11 protein-coding genes are annotated in these 17,527 nt (G+C 43.0%); 5 read left to right on the forward strand and 6 right to left on the reverse strand.

Annotated features, from left to right (window positions below; all coding sequences use genetic code 11):
• Positions 1-560 precede the first annotated feature (560 nt).
• Entirely contained in the window at positions 561-1,955 is a 1,395-nt protein-coding gene (locus AC5JMF_RS32800; RefSeq protein ID WP_495799886.1) for an AAA-like domain-containing protein, read from the reverse strand.
• 660 nt (positions 1,956-2,615) lie between these two features.
• On the opposite strand from AC5JMF_RS32800, the gene AC5JMF_RS32805 reads away from it, so the two are divergent.
• From AC5JMF_RS32805 to AC5JMF_RS32820, 4 genes are all read left to right on the forward strand, one after another.
• Positions 2,616-4,043 (forward strand): sodium/proline symporter, encoded by a 1,428-nt coding sequence (locus AC5JMF_RS32805; protein ID WP_495799887.1) that lies wholly within the window; start codon positions 2,616-2,618, stop codon positions 4,041-4,043.
• Positions 4,044-4,077: 34 nt separating this feature from the next.
• On the forward strand, positions 4,078-4,728 hold the full coding sequence (locus AC5JMF_RS32810) for a hypothetical protein (RefSeq protein WP_495799888.1): 651 nt from the start codon (positions 4,078-4,080) through the stop codon (positions 4,726-4,728).
• Positions 4,729-5,067: 339 nt separating this feature from the next.
• The gene (locus AC5JMF_RS32815; RefSeq protein ID WP_495799889.1) at positions 5,068-11,691 is read left to right on the forward strand and encodes a hybrid sensor histidine kinase/response regulator; all 6,624 of its coding nucleotides are present in this window, start codon (positions 5,068-5,070) and stop codon (positions 11,689-11,691) included.
• Positions 11,692-11,825: 134 nt separating this feature from the next.
• On the forward strand, positions 11,826-12,791 hold the full coding sequence (locus AC5JMF_RS32820; protein ID WP_495799890.1) for an acetamidase/formamidase family protein: 966 nt from the start codon (positions 11,826-11,828) through the stop codon (positions 12,789-12,791).
• On the opposite strand, the gene AC5JMF_RS32825 is transcribed toward AC5JMF_RS32820, so the two are convergent.
• The 5 genes from AC5JMF_RS32825 to AC5JMF_RS32845 all read right to left on the reverse strand — a co-directional run bounded on the left by AC5JMF_RS32825 (position 12,788) and on the right by AC5JMF_RS32845 (position 16,975).
• Positions 12,788-13,138 (reverse strand): hypothetical protein, encoded by a 351-nt coding sequence (locus AC5JMF_RS32825; RefSeq protein WP_495799891.1) that lies wholly within the window; start codon positions 13,136-13,138, stop codon positions 12,788-12,790. The genes AC5JMF_RS32820 and AC5JMF_RS32825 overlap by 4 nt on opposite strands.
• A gap of 10 nt (positions 13,139-13,148) precedes the next feature.
• The gene (locus tag AC5JMF_RS32830) at positions 13,149-14,048 is read right to left on the reverse strand and encodes a hypothetical protein (RefSeq protein ID WP_495799892.1); all 900 of its coding nucleotides are present in this window, start codon (positions 14,046-14,048) and stop codon (positions 13,149-13,151) included.
• Between the two features lie 206 nt (positions 14,049-14,254).
• Complete coding sequence (locus tag AC5JMF_RS32835; RefSeq protein ID WP_495799893.1) at positions 14,255-15,004, reverse strand: cobalt-precorrin-6A reductase; 750 nt, start codon at positions 15,002-15,004, stop codon at positions 14,255-14,257.
• A 117-nt stretch (positions 15,005-15,121) separates the two neighbouring features.
• Positions 15,122-15,538, reverse strand: coding sequence for a DUF1636 domain-containing protein (locus AC5JMF_RS32840; protein WP_495799894.1), 417 nt, complete (start codon positions 15,536-15,538; stop codon positions 15,122-15,124).
• A gap of 78 nt (positions 15,539-15,616) precedes the next feature.
• Complete coding sequence (locus AC5JMF_RS32845; RefSeq protein WP_495799895.1) at positions 15,617-16,975, reverse strand: RNA-guided endonuclease InsQ/TnpB family protein; 1,359 nt, start codon at positions 16,973-16,975, stop codon at positions 15,617-15,619.
• A 275-nt stretch (positions 16,976-17,250) separates the two neighbouring features.
• Between AC5JMF_RS32845 and AC5JMF_RS32850 the strand changes: the two genes are divergently transcribed.
• Positions 17,251-17,527, forward strand: a 277-nt coding sequence (locus AC5JMF_RS32850; protein ID WP_495799896.1) for a response regulator, incomplete at its 3' end; no start/stop codon positions are given.

The raw sequence follows: 17,527 nt of genomic DNA on the forward strand, positions 1-17,527 counted from the left end.
TCTTGCTAATGTTTTGTAATCCCCACAATCTGTCTATTTTTATTTAACTGTCTTAACTGTCCTAACTGTCTTTTAAGTTAGTTTTTCATGACAGCAATAAATATTAATTATCGTCTAAATAATGCATTTCATAATACTGACCATCTGTGATAGCGCTTATTGTTTGAGCAAAGTATTAGGGGCTAGGGATTAGGGCTAATACCGTTTTACTTTAAGGTTGATACAAATTGCAGGTAGGGGAGCAGGGGGAAAGAATCAGAGTTAAAGTAATGCATTAGATGTAGGTTGGGTTGAACTCCGTTCAACCCAACATGAACATCGGTGTTGGTTTACCCTGCGGGAAGCCGCCCTCCAGGCGTCTACGTTCCTCAACCCAACCTACAAAATTTATTGCACTATTTTAGCTGAAACAGTTTAGTAGTAACGTGGCAAGACTAAAATAGTGTAATAGAAAAACTCTTGTGGGATGGGCGTCTCGCCCGTCCATGGCTGGCTTTTCGACCCGCCCCACAAGAAAATTTAAGCACTAAATTAGCCTGGTCGCGCCATTCGACTAAATGTTACAAAATTGTCGATAGTTGTTTTTTAAAATAAATGCGGTAAAGTTCGCAACTTGGTAAAATGCGATCGCCTTCAAAGCGAATCAAGCCTAGACTATCTAGCTTATAAGTTTCAATAGGATTGATAGATACACTTTGATCTGCTTTGACAAGTTCAGCATATGTCTTTGCTAAAGCGGGTTTTTCTTGCAGTTGTATCCACAGTTGCCATAAGTGATGGCGATAAATGCTACCATTGGCGATCGCATCTTCTATCAGTTCTGCAAGAGTAATAACCTGAGAACAAAGGTAATATAGTGCAATCCGAATCAAAGCAGGATGACCACCTACAAGTGACATTAGTTGAGCAGATTCCTCGCCATTACTCCAGTCTAGCCCGTGCCGCTCTGCTAAGTCTTGGATCTGTTGTTGGGTAAATTCTGGCAGCCGGATGGGTAGTCCAATATTAAATGGAGAACGGTTAATATCCAGAGTGACATACTCTTCTGTGGAGTAAACTACCACTAACTTGAGTTTTTGCCAATTGGGACTATGTTGTGCTTCCTCACACCACGAACGCAATAGGGCAAAAAATTCCTGAGCAATGTGAGGGTATTCAAAAAAACGATCAACTTCGTTTAATACTAAAACTACTGGATTTTGAATTTGTTTAAGCAAATAGCTTTGAAAATAAAAGCTACAACTGAGCTTACTACCAATTTCATCATCCCATATTTTATTCAACTTGGGGTCTATGTCTAATTCTCTGGCGACATGCCAACAAAAACAACGCAGCAACTTGTTGAGATTAGTGAGACACTCAGAATCTATCTGGTAACAGTTGAGATTTACTATGCAATACCCTTGCATCTGTGCAAAAGCTAATAGTCGCAATACCAGAGAACTCTTACCCATGTGTCTGGGGGCGCGAATCCGAATCACACAACCGGGTTGAGTTATTTCTCGATAAACTAGTTCTTCTATCGGCGGACGCTCAACATAAAATGGAGAATCTAGCGGTACAAGACCATCCGGGTATGACCAAAAATGTTCAAATTGCTTATACTGGGCGCTAACTAATAAATCTGTATCTTTTGAATCTAAACTCAGGGAGTGCGCTGACAAAGTTTCTGTCTGATCTAGTTCATTGAGGTTTGTATAATCTTCTCTATGTAATTCCAAGTTTAAAGCACTAAAGCAAATCCTCAGCGTTCTTTGATCTACCCCTACATCCAATGACCATAATCGGCTCAGTGTTTTCGCAGATAAATTCATGCGATCGCCCAACTGTTCTAGCGTAAAGTGATCGCCGTTGTTTTTTGCCGTCTCCAAAGCCAGAATTGCTGCCTGTAAACGCTTTAATCCGGCAGGAGTCAGTACAATTCCTCGCTTTCTCCTACTATTAGATTGTTTCATACAACTCAATAATTATTCTAACTTTTTGTTACTTTTCTTTAATATCTCCTCATTCTTTCATCATTTAATATGTTATTCAACTGTTGATTGAATGCTTTTAACCTGTTACTGTTTCGCCGATATATATTTTTTTAAGAGTTCACGTTTTGTTACTAAGATTACAATCATGGTTTGCTAGCGGCATTAACCGAACTTCAACAATTGTTCATCTATGATGCATTTTACACATTTTATTGGTGCAAAATTACGCTTATGCATTAGCTTACAGCATATTAGGCAGCTTTTAAAAGTTTATACAAATAACCCACTTTTCCTACTTAACCTACTTTTAATATTTTAAAGTTTATTTAATAATTTTCCTCCCTTAGAGATTCAAAACGAGTAATTACTCGGCTGATTACTGCTTGTATTGATTAAATTAAATCAATTGACAATAAAGTAGTATTACTTAAAATCTATTTTTTGATAGGAAACGAATACATACTTAATGAGTAATATTTTTTACTTAATATATATATGCCACGTAGTAGTTGTGGGAGTTTCTGATTCCTATAAAAGGAATACTTGCCTGCGGGACGCTACACTTAGCTTGCTTAAGCGTAGGGGTACGGCTATGCTCAGGGCATTGCAGAAAATAAGACAAACTATTTCCCATTCCCTATGGCTAATCAAATGTTGATTGCTTTTACTTTCATTGGCTTTCTGGTTTTAATTATCTGCGTAGGTATTTACTCTGCAACCCATAAACAAAATACAACCGCTGATTACTTACTAGCCAGTCGCGGAGTCAATCCCTGGTTAACAGCATTGTCAGCCATGTCAACTGGTCAAAGTGGCTTGTTGTTTTTGGGTCAAGTTGGTTTTGCCTACAAAATAGGAATTTCTTCTATTTGGCTAGTAATTGGTTGGGCGATTGGAGACTATCTAGCCTGGTGGTTTTTTTTCCAGCGGTTAAGAAAAATTTCTGAAGAAACTTCATCTGATACAGTCTCTGCTTTACTAGCTCAAAATACCTCTAATCGCTGGATTTCGATTGTCTCAGGTGTGATCATTATTGCTTTTCTTGGTTCCTATGCCGCATCACAATTGGTTGCTGGTAGTAAAGCGCTGAATGTGGTGTTTGGTTGGGACTACTATTTAGGAATAGTACTTGGGGCGATCATCGTCATTATTTACTGTTTTTCTGGGGGTGTACGTGCCGAAATTTGGACAGATGCAGCCCAAGGGATAATTATGATTGGTTCGTTGCTGTTGCTGTTGACTGTCGCAATTGTCAACTGTGATGGTTTAGCAGCAGCCTGGACAAAACTTGCAGCTATTGATGTCAAACTGGTGAGTTTAAGTCCCGAAAATCTGCCGTTGGGCTTCTTGCCCTTTTTTTTTGGTTGGATAGTAGCTGGGTTTGGTGTGGTGGGACAGCCTCATATCCTAACACGAGCGATGGCGATCGACTCAGCTAACAATATAAATCGCGCTCTCAATATTAAAACTATTTGTGGTCTGATTAACTCTTTTTCGGCAATTGGTATCGGTTTAGCAGCACGAGTTCTTCTACCAGAATTGATGACTGGAGGAGATCCAGAGTTAGCTTTGCCCTATTTAGCACAGGAATTGTTACCCTCTATATTTGTGGGATTAATGCTAGCAGGCATATTTGCAGCTACTATGTCTACCGCAGATTCACAAATCCTCTGTTGTTCAGCAGCAATTACCCAAGACATTTTTCCTCAGTTTGCTAATTCATATAAACTAGCAAAATTAGGAACTTTAACTATGACAATGATAGTTTTAAGCATTGCCTTATCGGGTAGTGATAATGTGTTTTTGTTAGTCACATTCTCTTGGTCTGCATTGGCTTCGGGTCTTGGCCCATTATTAATATTACGTGTATGGCAGTTGCCTGTAACTACACCTGTGGCGATGTTGATGATGATTGTTGGCATTGCTGCTGCTATTAGTTGGAGCTTAGTATTTAAGTTATCGAGTCTTGTGTACGAAGTTCTTCCAGGAATGCTTGCAGGTACTATAGTTTATCTAGTTGCTCAGCTATTTACAAAAGCAGACAACAGTCCCAAGGAAAAACGTTAAAAATTCTTTTTTGTTCCCTGTTCCCAATGACTATATGACTTCTCCAGGACAGCCCCAACATTATCCCCAAATTCTTAAACCAGAGCAATCTTATACTTTTGCAGACTATTTTAAACTGAGGTTTGCCCCTGCTGATATTTTGGCAGAGTTTGGATGTACTTTAGTGCGGCAGCGTCTGAACCTGGCTCAATATTCTGGTGAACTTGCTTCGCTAAATGACTTACGGCAACGTATTGAAGACACATTACCACACATCAGCCTCACAAGCGAAACCGCCCGTCGAGAGATTCTGATATCCCCTATTATTCTGGAATTAATCCGGATTACGGGTGCAAATCTGAATATTGAATATCCAATTGAAGTTAATGACCAACTCAAGGGTGAACTAGACTACTACATATACAAACAAAATCGCATTTTGATTATCGAGGCCAAACAAGCTGACTTAACTAGGGGTTTCACGCAACTGGCAGTAGAACTAATTGCCTTGAGTCAATGGTTGGGTTTAAACCCTAATTCCACAACTCCTCTAATTGGTGCAGTCAGTACTGGAGATATTTGGCAGTTCGGTAATTATGTACTCCCAGCAAATCAGATTACCCAAGACCTCTTGTTGTATCGCGTCCCAGATGATTTAGACTCTCTAATGAGAGTAATTATCAATATTATGCTTTGCACTCCCTGATTCAGATTTAAGGTGTTGCCTATTTGGGCATGATTTGGCGATCAAAGGCGATCGCCTAAAATATTTGCAGGCTATTTGTCTAAAATTAAAATTTAACTAGTTATGATGGTCTATGGTGTTCCAGATAACGCCAGCAAAATTATTATATATACTAGGCTAGGTGCATCAGGGGAGTAACTCAGCGAGCGTGCAAAGCTAAAAAACAAAGCAATTCTTGAGCTTAGCTATTGCACTTAATTTTTACCCATCACCATTTTCCACTCTCTGTTTTGTGATGTAATTTGCCCTTAAGCAAGTACGGGGTTATAAAAAATACAAGAATTTTTATAGGGAAAATCTATGGCAACTGAACAGTTAACAAGAGATAGCGATCATCTTGATTTAAAAGAATTGTTAAAAACACTAAATGCTGTGAAAAAAGGTGATTTTTCTGTTCGGATGCCCATAGACCAAACTGGCATAGCAGGAAAAATAGTTGATACGCTCAACGATATTATCGACCAGAATGAGCGGATGGCAGCAGAGTTACAGCGAATTGGGAATGTCGTTGGTAAAGAAGGCAAAATTACTGAACGCGCTTCTGTAGGAAATGTTCATGGTTCTTGGCGAGATTGTGTTACCTCGGTCAATACACTAATCACAGATTTAGTCCAACCAACAGCGGAAACTACCCGTGTGATCAGGGCTGTGGCTAGTGGCGATTTATCTCAAACCATCGCCCCAGAAATCCAAGGCAGACCCTTACAAGGGGAATTTCTGCAAACTGCCAACATCGTTAACACCATGGTAGAACGACTCGGTTCCTTTGCCAGTGAAGTCACAAGAGTGGCGCGGGAAGTGGGAACCGAAGGGAAACTAGGCGTACAAGCTGAAGTATTGGGAGTAGCCGGAACTTGGAAGGACTTGACAGATAACGTCAACTTGATGGCGGGTAATCTTACCGGACAGGTACGGAACATTGCCGAAGTTGCCACAGCCATTGCTAATGGCGACCTGTCGAAAAAAATTACAGTAGATGTCAAAGGCGAAATTCTCGAACTCAAAAACACCGTCAACACGATGGTAGATCAGCTCAACTCTTTTGCTAGTGAGGTGACGCGGGTTGCCCGTCAGGTGGGAACCGAGGGGAAACTGGGCGTGCAAGCCGAAGTACAAGGCGTAGCTGGAACTTGGAAAGACTTAACAGATAACGTCAATTTAATGGCAGGTAACTTGACAGCCCAAGTCCGTAATATTGCGGAGGTGACAACGGCGGTAGCTAACGGCGACCTCTCCAAGAAAATCACTGTTGATGTCAAAGGCGAAATTTTAGAGTTGAAAAACACTGTCAACATCATGGTGGATCAACTCAATTCCTTTGCCAGTGAAGTCACAAGGGTAGCGCGAGAAGTGGGTGCAGAAGGAAAATTAGGTGGTCAAGCCCAAGTCCGGGGAGTAGCAGGGACTTGGAAGGATCTCACAGATAGTGTGAACTTCATGGCAGGCAGTTTAACAGCCCAAGTACGCAACATTGCCGAAGTCACCACAGCGGTAGCTAACGGTGACTTATCCAAAAAAATCACCGTTGATGTCAAAGGTGAGATTCTCGAACTCAAAAACACCATCAACACGATGGTGGATCAACTCAATTCTTTCGCCAGTGAAGTCACAAGGGTAGCAAGGGAAGTGGGAACCGAGGGGAAACTGGGCGTGCAAGCCGAAGTTGGGGGAGTAGCCGGGACTTGGAAAGACTTGACAGATAACGTTAACTTAATGGCGGGTAATCTTACCGGACAGGTACGGAACATTGCCGAAGTTGCCACGGCCATTGCCAACGGCGATCTCTCGAAAAAAATTACTGTCAATGTCAAAGGTGAGATTCTCGAACTCAAAAACACCATCAATATCATGGTGGATCAACTCAGTTCCTTTGCTAGTGAAGTCACAAGGGTAGCACGGGAAGTAGGCAGCGAAGGTAAGCTAGGCGTACAAGCAGACGTTAAGGGAGTAGCGGGTACTTGGAAGGATCTCACAGATAGTGTGAACTTCATGGCGGGTAGTTTAACAGCCCAAGTCCGCAACATTGCCGAAGTCACAACAGCGGTGGCAACTGGTGACTTATCCAAGAAAATCACCGTTGACGTTAAGGGCGAAATTTTGGAACTCAAAAACACCATCAACACGATGGTGGATCAACTCAATTCCTTTGCTAGTGAAGTCACAAGGGTGGCGCGGGAAGTGGGCAGCGAGGGAAAACTGGGTGTGCAAGCCGATGTCAGGGGCGTCGCTGGCACTTGGAAGGATCTCACAGATAGTGTAAACTTCATGGCGGGTAGTTTAACAGCCCAAGTCCGCAACATTGCCGAAGTCACAACAGCGGTGGCAACTGGTGACTTATCCAAGAAAATCACCGTTGACGTTAAGGGCGAAATTTTGGAACTCAAAAACACCATCAACACGATGGTGGATCAACTCAGTTCCTTTGCTAGTGAAGTCACAAGGGTAGCGCGGGAAGTGGGAACCGAGGGAAAACTGGGTGTGCAAGCTGAGGTGAAGGGAGTTGCCGGCACTTGGAAAGACTTAACCGGTGCGGTGAATATGATGGCAGGGAACCTTACCGATCAGGTGCGGAACATCGCCGAAGTTGCCACAGCGATCGCCAACGGCGACCTTTCTAAGAAAATTACAGTCGCCGTCAAAGGCGAAATTTTGGAACTTAAAAACACCATCAACATCATGGTGGATCAACTCAATTCCTTTGCTAGTGAAGTTACAAGGGTAGCAAGGGAAGTGGGCAGCGAGGGTAAACTGGGTGTGCAAGCCGATGTCAGAGGTGTCGCTGGCACTTGGAAGGATCTTACAGATAGTGTGAACTTCATGGCGGGTAGCTTAACAGCCCAAGTCCGTAACATCGCCGCCGTCACCACAGCCGTAGCCAACGGTGACCTCTCTAAGAAAATTTCTGTAGATGTCAAAGGCGAAATTCTTGAACTCAAAAACACCGTTAACACGATGGTGGATCAACTCAATTCCTTTGCTAGTGAAGTGACACGAGTTGCTAGGGAAGTGGGAACCGAAGGGAAATTAGGCGTGCAAGCCGAAGTCAAGGGCGTAGCCGGCACTTGGAAGGATCTCACCGATAGTGTGAACTTCATGGCGGGTAGCTTGACAGCCCAAGTCCGCAACATTGCGGAGGTAACAACAGCAGTAGCCAATGGCGACCTCTCCAAGAAAATCACCGTTGATGTCAAAGGTGAAATTTTAGAACTCAAAAACACCATCAACACGATGGTGGATCAACTCAATTCCTTTGCCAGTGAAGTCACAAGGGTAGCAAGGGAAGTGGGAACCGAAGGGAAATTAGGCGTACAAGCCTATGTCAGGGGAGTTGCCGGCACCTGGAAAGATTTGACAGACAATTTTAACTTGATGGCGGGGAACTTGACAGCCCAAGTCCGCAACATTGCCGAAGTCACGAAAGCTGTAGCCAATGGCGACCTCTCCAAGAAAATTACCGTTGATGTCAAAGGGGAAATCCTCGACTTGAAGAATACCATCAATACAATGGTGGATCAACTCAGTTCCTTTGCCAGTGAAGTTACGCGGGTGGCGAGGGAAGTGGGAACCGAAGGAAAATTAGGCGGTCAAGCCCAAGTCCAAGGAGTAGCAGGAACTTGGAAAGATTTAACAGATAACGTGAACTCGATGGCGGGGAACTTAACCGCACAGGTGCGCGGGATTGCTAGAGTTGTGACGGCGGTTGCCAATGGAGACTTAAAACGCAAACTGATGTTAGATGCCAAGGGAGAAATAGAAACCTTGGCAGAGACAATCAACGAAATGATCGATACCCTCGCTACCTTTGCCAATCAGGTAACTACCGTAGCGAGGGAAGTGGGCATCGAAGGGAAATTAGGTGGTCAAGCTAGAGTACCGGGGGCAGCCGGCACCTGGAAAGATTTGACCGACAACGTGAACGAACTGGCTGCAACACTCACAACTCAGCTAAGGGCGATCGCCGAAGTAGCAACAGCCGTAACCAAGGGCGATTTAACCCGGTCGATTGCCGTCGAGGCTTTAGGCGAAGTCGCAATCCTCAAAGACAACATCAACCAAATGATCGCCAATCTGCGAGAGACAACGCAGAAAAACACCGAACAGGATTGGTTGAAAACTAACCTAGCCAAATTTACCCGAATGCTCCAAGGTCAACGAGACCTGGAAACTGTATCGAAATTAATTCTCTCAGAACTAGCGCCCCTGGTGGGAGCGCAGCACGGCGTCTTCTATCTCATGGAAAACCCCGAAAATACGTCGTATTTAAAACTCATTAGTACCTATGCTTATCGCGAACGCAGACATCTAGCCCACCGCTTCTTTTTGGGTGAAGGTTTAGTAGGACAGTGTGCCCTAGAAAAAGAACGGATTCTGCTGACACAAGTGCCTGATGACTATATCAAAATCTCCTCTGGTTTAGGAGAAGCAACTCCACTAAACGCCGTCGTCTTACCCGTACTCTTTGAAGGACAAGTGACAGCGGTGATTGAATTAGCTTCCTTCCGCCGCTTCAGCGAAATTCATTTAACCTTCTTCGACCAACTCACCGAAAGTATTGCGATCGTCCTCAATACGATCGCCGCTTCCATGCGGACTGAAGAATTACTCAAGCAATCGCAGTCTTTAGCGGAGGAATTGCAAACCCAGCAAAACGAACTCAAGGAAACTAACAAGCGCCTTGAACAACAAGCCCAATCTCTCAAAACATCCGAAGATTTATTGAGAGGACAGCAAGAAGAATTACAACAAACCAACGCCGAGTTAGAAGAAAAGGCAGAGTTACTAGCGCAGCAAAAGAAAGAAGTCGAGCGCAAAAATCGCGAAATAGAACAAGCAAGACAATCTCTAGAAGAAAAGGCAGAACAACTAGCACTCTCATCAAAATACAAATCTGAGTTTCTGGCTAACATGTCCCACGAACTACGGACACCACTCAACAGCTTATTAATTTTGGCTAGGCTGTTGGCAGATAACATAGATAACAACCTTAGCGCTAAGCAAATCGAATACTGCCAGACAATCTACTCCGCAGGTACTGATCTTTTGTCGTTAATCAACGACATCCTCGATCTCGCCAAAATTGAATCTGGAACTATGACGATTGACATGAACCAGATGCTGCTAGCAGAGTTAACTGGTCAAATTGAGCGTACTTTTGGGCAAGTTGCCCAAACCAAAGGACTAGCTTTCACAATTGCGGCAACTCCCGAAACACCAAAAGCCATCCATACCGATACAAAACGCTTGCAACAAGTCTTGACAAATCTCCTTTCCAATGCATTTAAATTTACCGAACGAGGAGAGGTGCGTTTACACATAGAAGCAGCAGCACAAGGATGGAGTCCCGACCAAGAAATCTTAAATCACGCTCAGAGTGTAATTGCCTTCTCAGTCAGCGATACAGGCATTGGCATTGCCCCCGAAAAGCAGAAAATTATTTTCGAGGCATTTCAGCAAGCTGATGGTACTACCAGCCGGAAATATGGTGGTACAGGGTTAGGCTTATCAATTAGCCGCGAAATCGCCCGTCTATTTGGCGGAGAAATTAAACTTGTCAGCCGTCCCGGTCAAGGTAGCACTTTTACCTTTTACCTACCACAATTCAGTCCTGAGTTGACATCAAAACAACTCCTCACCCCCCACTCAGCACCGGCTGAACGCCCCGCTACTGCTAACAAAACTCAGCACTGGCTAAATACCCCGCTACCGCTAACAGCAATTATTAGCGACGATCGCACCAACATCGAAAGTGGCGATCGAGTATTATTGATTGTCGAGGATGATACTAATTTTGCACGTATCCTCATCGATATGGCGCAACAACAAGGATTTAAGGTGATAGCAGCCCAAAACGGTAATGCAGGTTTAACGCTGGCACAGCGCTTTCTACCATCAGCTGTGTTGTTAGACATCCGTTTACCAGAAATGGATGGCTGGACAGTATTAGATCGTTTGAAGCACGACCCAAATACACGCCATATTCCCGTACACATTATTACAGTTGAAGAAGGCAAACAGCGCAGTTTACAACTAGGAGCGATCGCATATCTGCAAAAGCCCGTTACCCGCGAGACGATTTCCCAAGCTTTGAATAAAATTAAAGGTTTTATTGAGCGACGAGTCAAGAATTTGCTGATTGTCGAAGATGATGATACACAACGTCATAGCATCGTTGAGCTAATTGGCAACAGCGACGTTGCTACTACTGCTGTCGCCACTGGTGCAGCAGCCCTAGAAGCCATCCGCACTCAGTATTTTGATTGCCTCGTTCTCGATTTAGGACTACCAGACATGACTGGATTTGAACTCATTGAGCAAATCAAGCAACAACCCAATGGGGAAACCTTACCCATCATCGTTTATACTGGTCGAGAAATTACCAAAGCCCAAGAAACTGAACTCAGGCGGATCGCAGAAACAATTATTATTAAAGATGTGCGATCGCCCGAACGCCTCCTTGATGAAACAGCATTATTTCTCCACCGAGTCCAGGCCGATTTACCCACGCCAAAACAAGAACTTCTTGAACAATTACACTCAATAGACCACTTACTTATAGGCAAGAAAGTACTAATCATAGACGACGATATGCGTAACATCTTTGCCCTAACAAGTATGCTAGAACGCTATCAAATGCAGGTTTTATATGCTGAAGATGGTCGAGAAGGTATTACCACTCTGGAAAATACACCAGATATTGATGTCGTTTTGATGGATATCATGATGCCAGAGATGGATGGTTACGAAACAATCCGCTTAATTCGGCTGGAGGAGCAATATAAAACCCTACCAATCATTGCACTTACCGCCAAAGCCATGCAAGGCGATCGCGAAAAATGCATCGAATCCGGCGCATCAGACTACATCACCAAACCTGTAGATACTGAACAGTTACTCTCCTTGTTACGCGTTTGGCTATATCAGTGAAGAGATGAGGGAAGTGTGGTTCGACTTCTGGTGTCAGAGGTGCTACGCGTAGCTTGCTTCCCCATAGGGCTACGCTCACCAACCAAAAGATGAGGGAGAATAAATAATTACGAATTACGAATTATAAATTCCCCATGCCCCACCACATCCTAAAAGCTACTAAAAAAACCGTACATCTGGGTGGTTTCTCGCATTTACTAGAACCAGCACTGACTATCGATTCTGGCGACACTATCGATGTGGAAACTTACACTGGTTACTATGTTTATGACAAAGCACCAGCAGAATTTCTCACACCAGAGTTTGTTGATATCTGCCAAAATCTCGCCCCAGAACGCAAAGTAGCTGGAGGGCCGCATTTATTGACAGGGCCAATTTACATGCGTGATGCTGAACCTGGGGATGTTTTGGAAGTAAAATTAGAGGCGATCGCACCTCGTTTAAGTATAGGCTTCAATGCCATTCGTACAGGTTGGGGAGCCTTATCACAACAATTTCAGCAACCAGCCTTAAGATTTATTCCTCTCGATTTATCAAATAACGTAGCCGAATTTCCTCAAGGCACAGGCATCAAAATTCCTCTCAAACCCTTTTTTGGTATCCTTGGTGTTGCCACTCCAGAAACGTCTCGAACTTCCGTTCCACCAGGTTGTTATGGTGGTAATATCGATAACCGAGAATTACAAGCAGGTTCTCGTATATTTTTGCCTATTTTCGTCCCAGGTGCCTTATTTTCTATTGGGGATGGACATTCAGCACAGGGAGATGGCGAAGTGAATGTTACTGCTATTGAAACTTCAATGAACGGCAGAATTATACTCAAACTTCGCAAAGATTTACAACTAACAACACCAATCGCAGAAACACCAACAGATATCATCACTATGGGTTTTAGTCAAACCTTAGATGAAGCCTTAGAATTGGCTTTAAAAAATATGATTGACCTGCTACAAAAATTGACAAAATTGTCTCCAGAAGATGCTTACGTATTATGTAGCTTAGCAGTCAATTTTCATATTACTCAGGTTGTAAATAGCCCACAAAAAGGTGTGCATGGAATGTTATCGAAATCAATCTTTTCCCAAGCGCTCAATTTTTAAACCAGGCGAACAATTCTACCTATAGTGTTAAGTACGCGACCAAATAAATCAAGAAATCCTATTGTATTATCAATAGATGTAATCTCCTGGTCTAATTTATCTATACCATTTTCAAATTCTACTGAATTTGCTTCCAGCTGGTTTAAGAGAATAGTTGCAATGTCACGCTCTACACACTGCACATACTTAGAGAACTCAATACGTTTTTCTGTAAAACTTCCCTTTTGTCCATCATCAGCGAATTTATTTTCTATCCCAGGTTTGTATAATTTTGCATCAAAATTACTAATCTTTTTATGAAAATCTAAGCGGCGTTTTGTGTTTTCATTACTAAGATCATGTACCATATCATCCCCCTCATTTAGCTTCAGACTGTTCTTTTAATTCTTCAGCAACTTTTAAAAGCGTGTCAACATCTAATAAAAAACTATTCGCTCGTGCGAGATTAAAGTCATCTTCTAAAAGAGCCTTAAAAGCTTCCTTAAAAGCTTCAGATGCTTTACTAGCATTTTCTAAAGCTTCTACCTGTAACGTCATCGTGCGAATTTCTCGGCGCTTCGCAATCCAATCATCTTGAGCGCTAATCGGTGTTTCATCAACGTAGGGTTGAAATACTAAGCGCTCATCTTGATTATTTTGAATAGTTCTAATGTTTGTTTGTAGTTGTTGTTTTAATAGCTGTAAAACTAAATCTTGAGTTTCGAGTTCTTTATAAATTGCATCTTTTCTGGCATTGATTTCTCTTTTAAGTGCCCCTCCAATTTTCACTTTAATAATAATATTAGTTAATTTTGAGGTAACTAATGCGGCACTTGAAGAATTAACCGGAGGTGTTTCGCGAATAGAATTACCCAGACTAACTAACTCTGTTGCAATTTTTGCAGTTGCTTTTTCACCTCTTTGAGAAGCATCTGAACCTGCTAATTTCCCTAATTGTTCAAAGTAACGCCTGACTAGTCCAGTATGGCGACGCATTCGCCCAATTAATATTAGCCATTGCTCATCACTTTTTGTGACATCTTCATAATTTTTTTGATCTGTTTCCGGCTTTCCTAAATCATTTCTAATAAGTCTTTCTGAGTTGGCATCAACAAAATAGTTACCGGAAGTTTCTAGTAAACTATCAAGAGCAATAGTGTAGTTTTTACCAGCTTCAGCAAATTGTTCGTATTCCTCAACTGTGGCACTTCCACAACTTATTAAACAAGTACTGATTAAAGTTAAAATAGTAGCTTTTGCACCGATTTTTCTTAACATTAATTCCTCTATTATATTGTGTTGATTACATTGATAATAAACAACTATTTTATAGATAAAGTATCACACATACAAACAGTAAACTATTACGTGATGTTAACAAGCAGCTTTATATTAATGTAGCAATATTAAACTAATATTTTGCAACTATTAAACACATAAATCTCATATAAAATTTCATATAATCACAGTGTGAAAGTAGCTCGTCATGAACAATTGGATAACTTCTCCAGCAACCAAGCCACAGCACTACCAGCATTAGTAACCATCTCACCAGGCGGTATAGCTGGGCGGTTCACCATCACAACCTTGACACCTAGTTCTCGCGCGGCCATAATTTTGGCATAAGTTGCATCACCACCGCTATTTTTGCTCACGATCGCATCAATCTTGTAGCGCATGAGAATTTCTCGCTCATGATTGAGAGCAAAAGGGCCGCGATCGCATAATACAATTCCCAACGGCACCAAAGCATCAGCATCAGGAGGTTCAATCATCCGCATCAAGAACCAAATTTCTTTCAGATGAGCAAAAGCAGCAAGTTCTTGCCTACCAACCGTTAAAAATACCCGTTGTGACTGATTTTGCAAGCTTGCAGCTGCGGCTTGAACACTATCAACTTCAAGCCAGCGATCGTCACTTACCTTCTCCCAAGGGGGACGAACTAACATCAAACGAGGTATATCAACCTCAATAGTTGCCACCGCCGCATTACTGGAAATCTGAGTAGCAAAAGGGTGTGTTGCATCAATCAGCACATCAATCCTCATCTGACGCAGATAACTTGCTAATCCCACCGCCCCACCGAAACCCCCAATCCGCAGATCACCCAACGGAACTGACGGCGTACTAGTACGACCAGCTAAAGAGTTGATGACCTCAATTCCTGGTATAGTCGCCACTCTCGCAGCTAATTCTGCTGCTTCCCCCGTCCCCCCCAGAATTAAAACGCGCATCAGCAAACCCTAATTACCACTACCCCAATCCCCGTGGACTGAGCGAAGTCGTACCCCTCCCCTTAAGCAAGCTAGCAAGGGCGTCTTTGACAGGAGAAGCCCAGTTCCCAACCCCCTTTACGATAAAGATGGAATTCTAGCCAAAATACCCTTTTTCAGGGCTTCAGGTCGTTCTGACCAAGGTAGTAACCCATCAGGCTTAGCATAGTATTGACTAGCACATTCCAAAACAGCCGTTGCACTGCCATCAACAGCCAAATCACCAAATAAATATGTTAATTTACCTTGGGCAGTAAAAGCGACGACACAGGAACGATTACAAGCACTCATACATTCAACTTCTTGAATGAGAAAATCATCTCGTAATTCCCAATCTTGTGCAAGTTGCTGAAGTTGCTGTAATAGCTTTTGACCACCACTTTCACCCAAGCGTTTTCCATCCTGCCACACACTGGCACAGGTCTTGCAGACAAATAAAGTGTGAGAATTGACTCCAGAAGGACTGGTTTGAGAAATATTGACCGTAGCAGTCATCTGTACCTCGCAGATGTGTAAAACTGATCAGCTGATTTCGGCGGGCATCCTGACTTATTCAAGTTGAGATTATGTGAACTACCCACACTGACCTGACGGTACAGTGTGAGCTTCCAACTTCACAGAAGATTGCCGCATCTTGGGTTTGCGCCCGCGAATTGGTCTTACATCCTCTCCATTGGCGTTAGCCTCCCCCGTCCCAGAGGAGGACACTACGTTGCGGGGGTTCCCCTCGTTGTAGTAAGTGCCCGTTGAGGACAGCCCTTCGACTACGCTCAGGGCAAGCATTCTGATCCCTTCGGCTCTAATATTCATCGCTGCATTACCATCTCTATCGTGATGAGTGCCGCAACTTGGGCAAGTCCAAGTTCTCACATCTAGCGACAACTCAGATATCTGATAATGACAATTAGAGCAAAGCTTGGAACTGGGGAACCATCGATTTATTTCTATCAACTTTCCACCGCTACGCTCTAATTTGTAGCTTAGAAAGTTCACAAAGGTTCCCCATCCTGTATCAGATATAGATGCAGCTAGTTTATGGTTACGATAGCGAAGCGTTAGCGAGTCTTCAAGCGTCATCATGCCCTTGACGTTTAGGTTTTCGACTACAACAATCTGATAGTTATCAACTATCTTTCTAGATAATTTGTGTAGGTAGTCTTGGCGGACATTGCTAAAGAGTTCGTATACCCTAGCAACAATCTTGTTAGCTTTTCTACGACGATTGCTACCTTTGTTTTTTCGTGCAGCAATGCGTTGTTTGACAGCTAATTTCTTTTCATATTTAGATAGATGTCTCGGATTGGAATATTTGGATACTTTATCCCCGTCGTAGGTAATTGCAAAATCTTTGATTCCTAAATCAATTCCAATAGTCTTCCCATCTTTTTTTGCTAATGGGTAATCACCTTCTCCTGTCACAGACGCTACGCGAACGTATTCCATCAAAACTGATGCGTAGTATTTACCTGTTGGGCATTTGCTAACAGTTACAGTCTTAATTGCCCCATCCAGAGGTCGGTGGATTTTGGCTTTTACACTTCCCAACTTACCGGGAAACTTCAAGCAACTATCAACCTGTTTGACTTTTTGGGGGTATTGAATTGATTGTCGATGGTGTTTTGATTTGAATCTTGGATATTTGGCTCTACCTTCAAAAAAGTTTTGATACGCACGGCTAAGGTTGAGGCTTACAGACTGCAAAACCTGTGAATAACATTCCCCTAGCCATTCTGTTTCTTTTGCTTTTTTGAGTCCTGGCAATAAAGAATTGAGTCCAGATTGGGACAAGCTTTTACCAGTTGCCTTGTAGGTTTCAACACATTGGTTCAACCCATAATTCCACCACCAACGCGCACAACCAAAATGTTGAGCTAACACCTGAACTTGTTCATCGGTGGGGTATAGTCTGACTTTTACCGCTTGTCGCCTCATCTCGACTTCTCCAAATATCGACCTGTTACTATTATATACATATTTCAGTAACATGGTTCCGAAAATATTTGGCTACTCCTCATACATCTTTTCTCTGTCTTCCTTACGGGAAGAATTGCTTAAAGATGCAATCGTCGCAGCCCGCCTTATATCCCACCACTGATTTGGAGTACCGAATTCAGTGGGAGACTTACGGCGAATTAGTTAAAAACCTTTAAAATTCTCTGAATCCCCAGATTCAAATCTCTTCAATAAATACTTGTGCAAAAAATTTCATGAGTCAAGAGCAAGACACTATTCTGCTTGTAGAGGATAATCCTCGTGATGTCCTGTTGCTGCAACGAGCGCTCCGCAAAGCCAACATTGCTAACCCCTTGCAAATTGTTAATGATGGTGATGCCGCAGTGTTGTATTTATCTGGACAGGATAGTGGGACTGGGGGGATGAGGGAGATGAAGGAGACGCGGGGACGCGGGGACGCGGGGACGCGGGGACGCGGGGACGCGGGGACGCGGGGACGCGGGGACGCGGGGACGCGGGGACGCGGGGACG

This window comes from Desmonostoc vinosum (assembly GCF_059505385.1).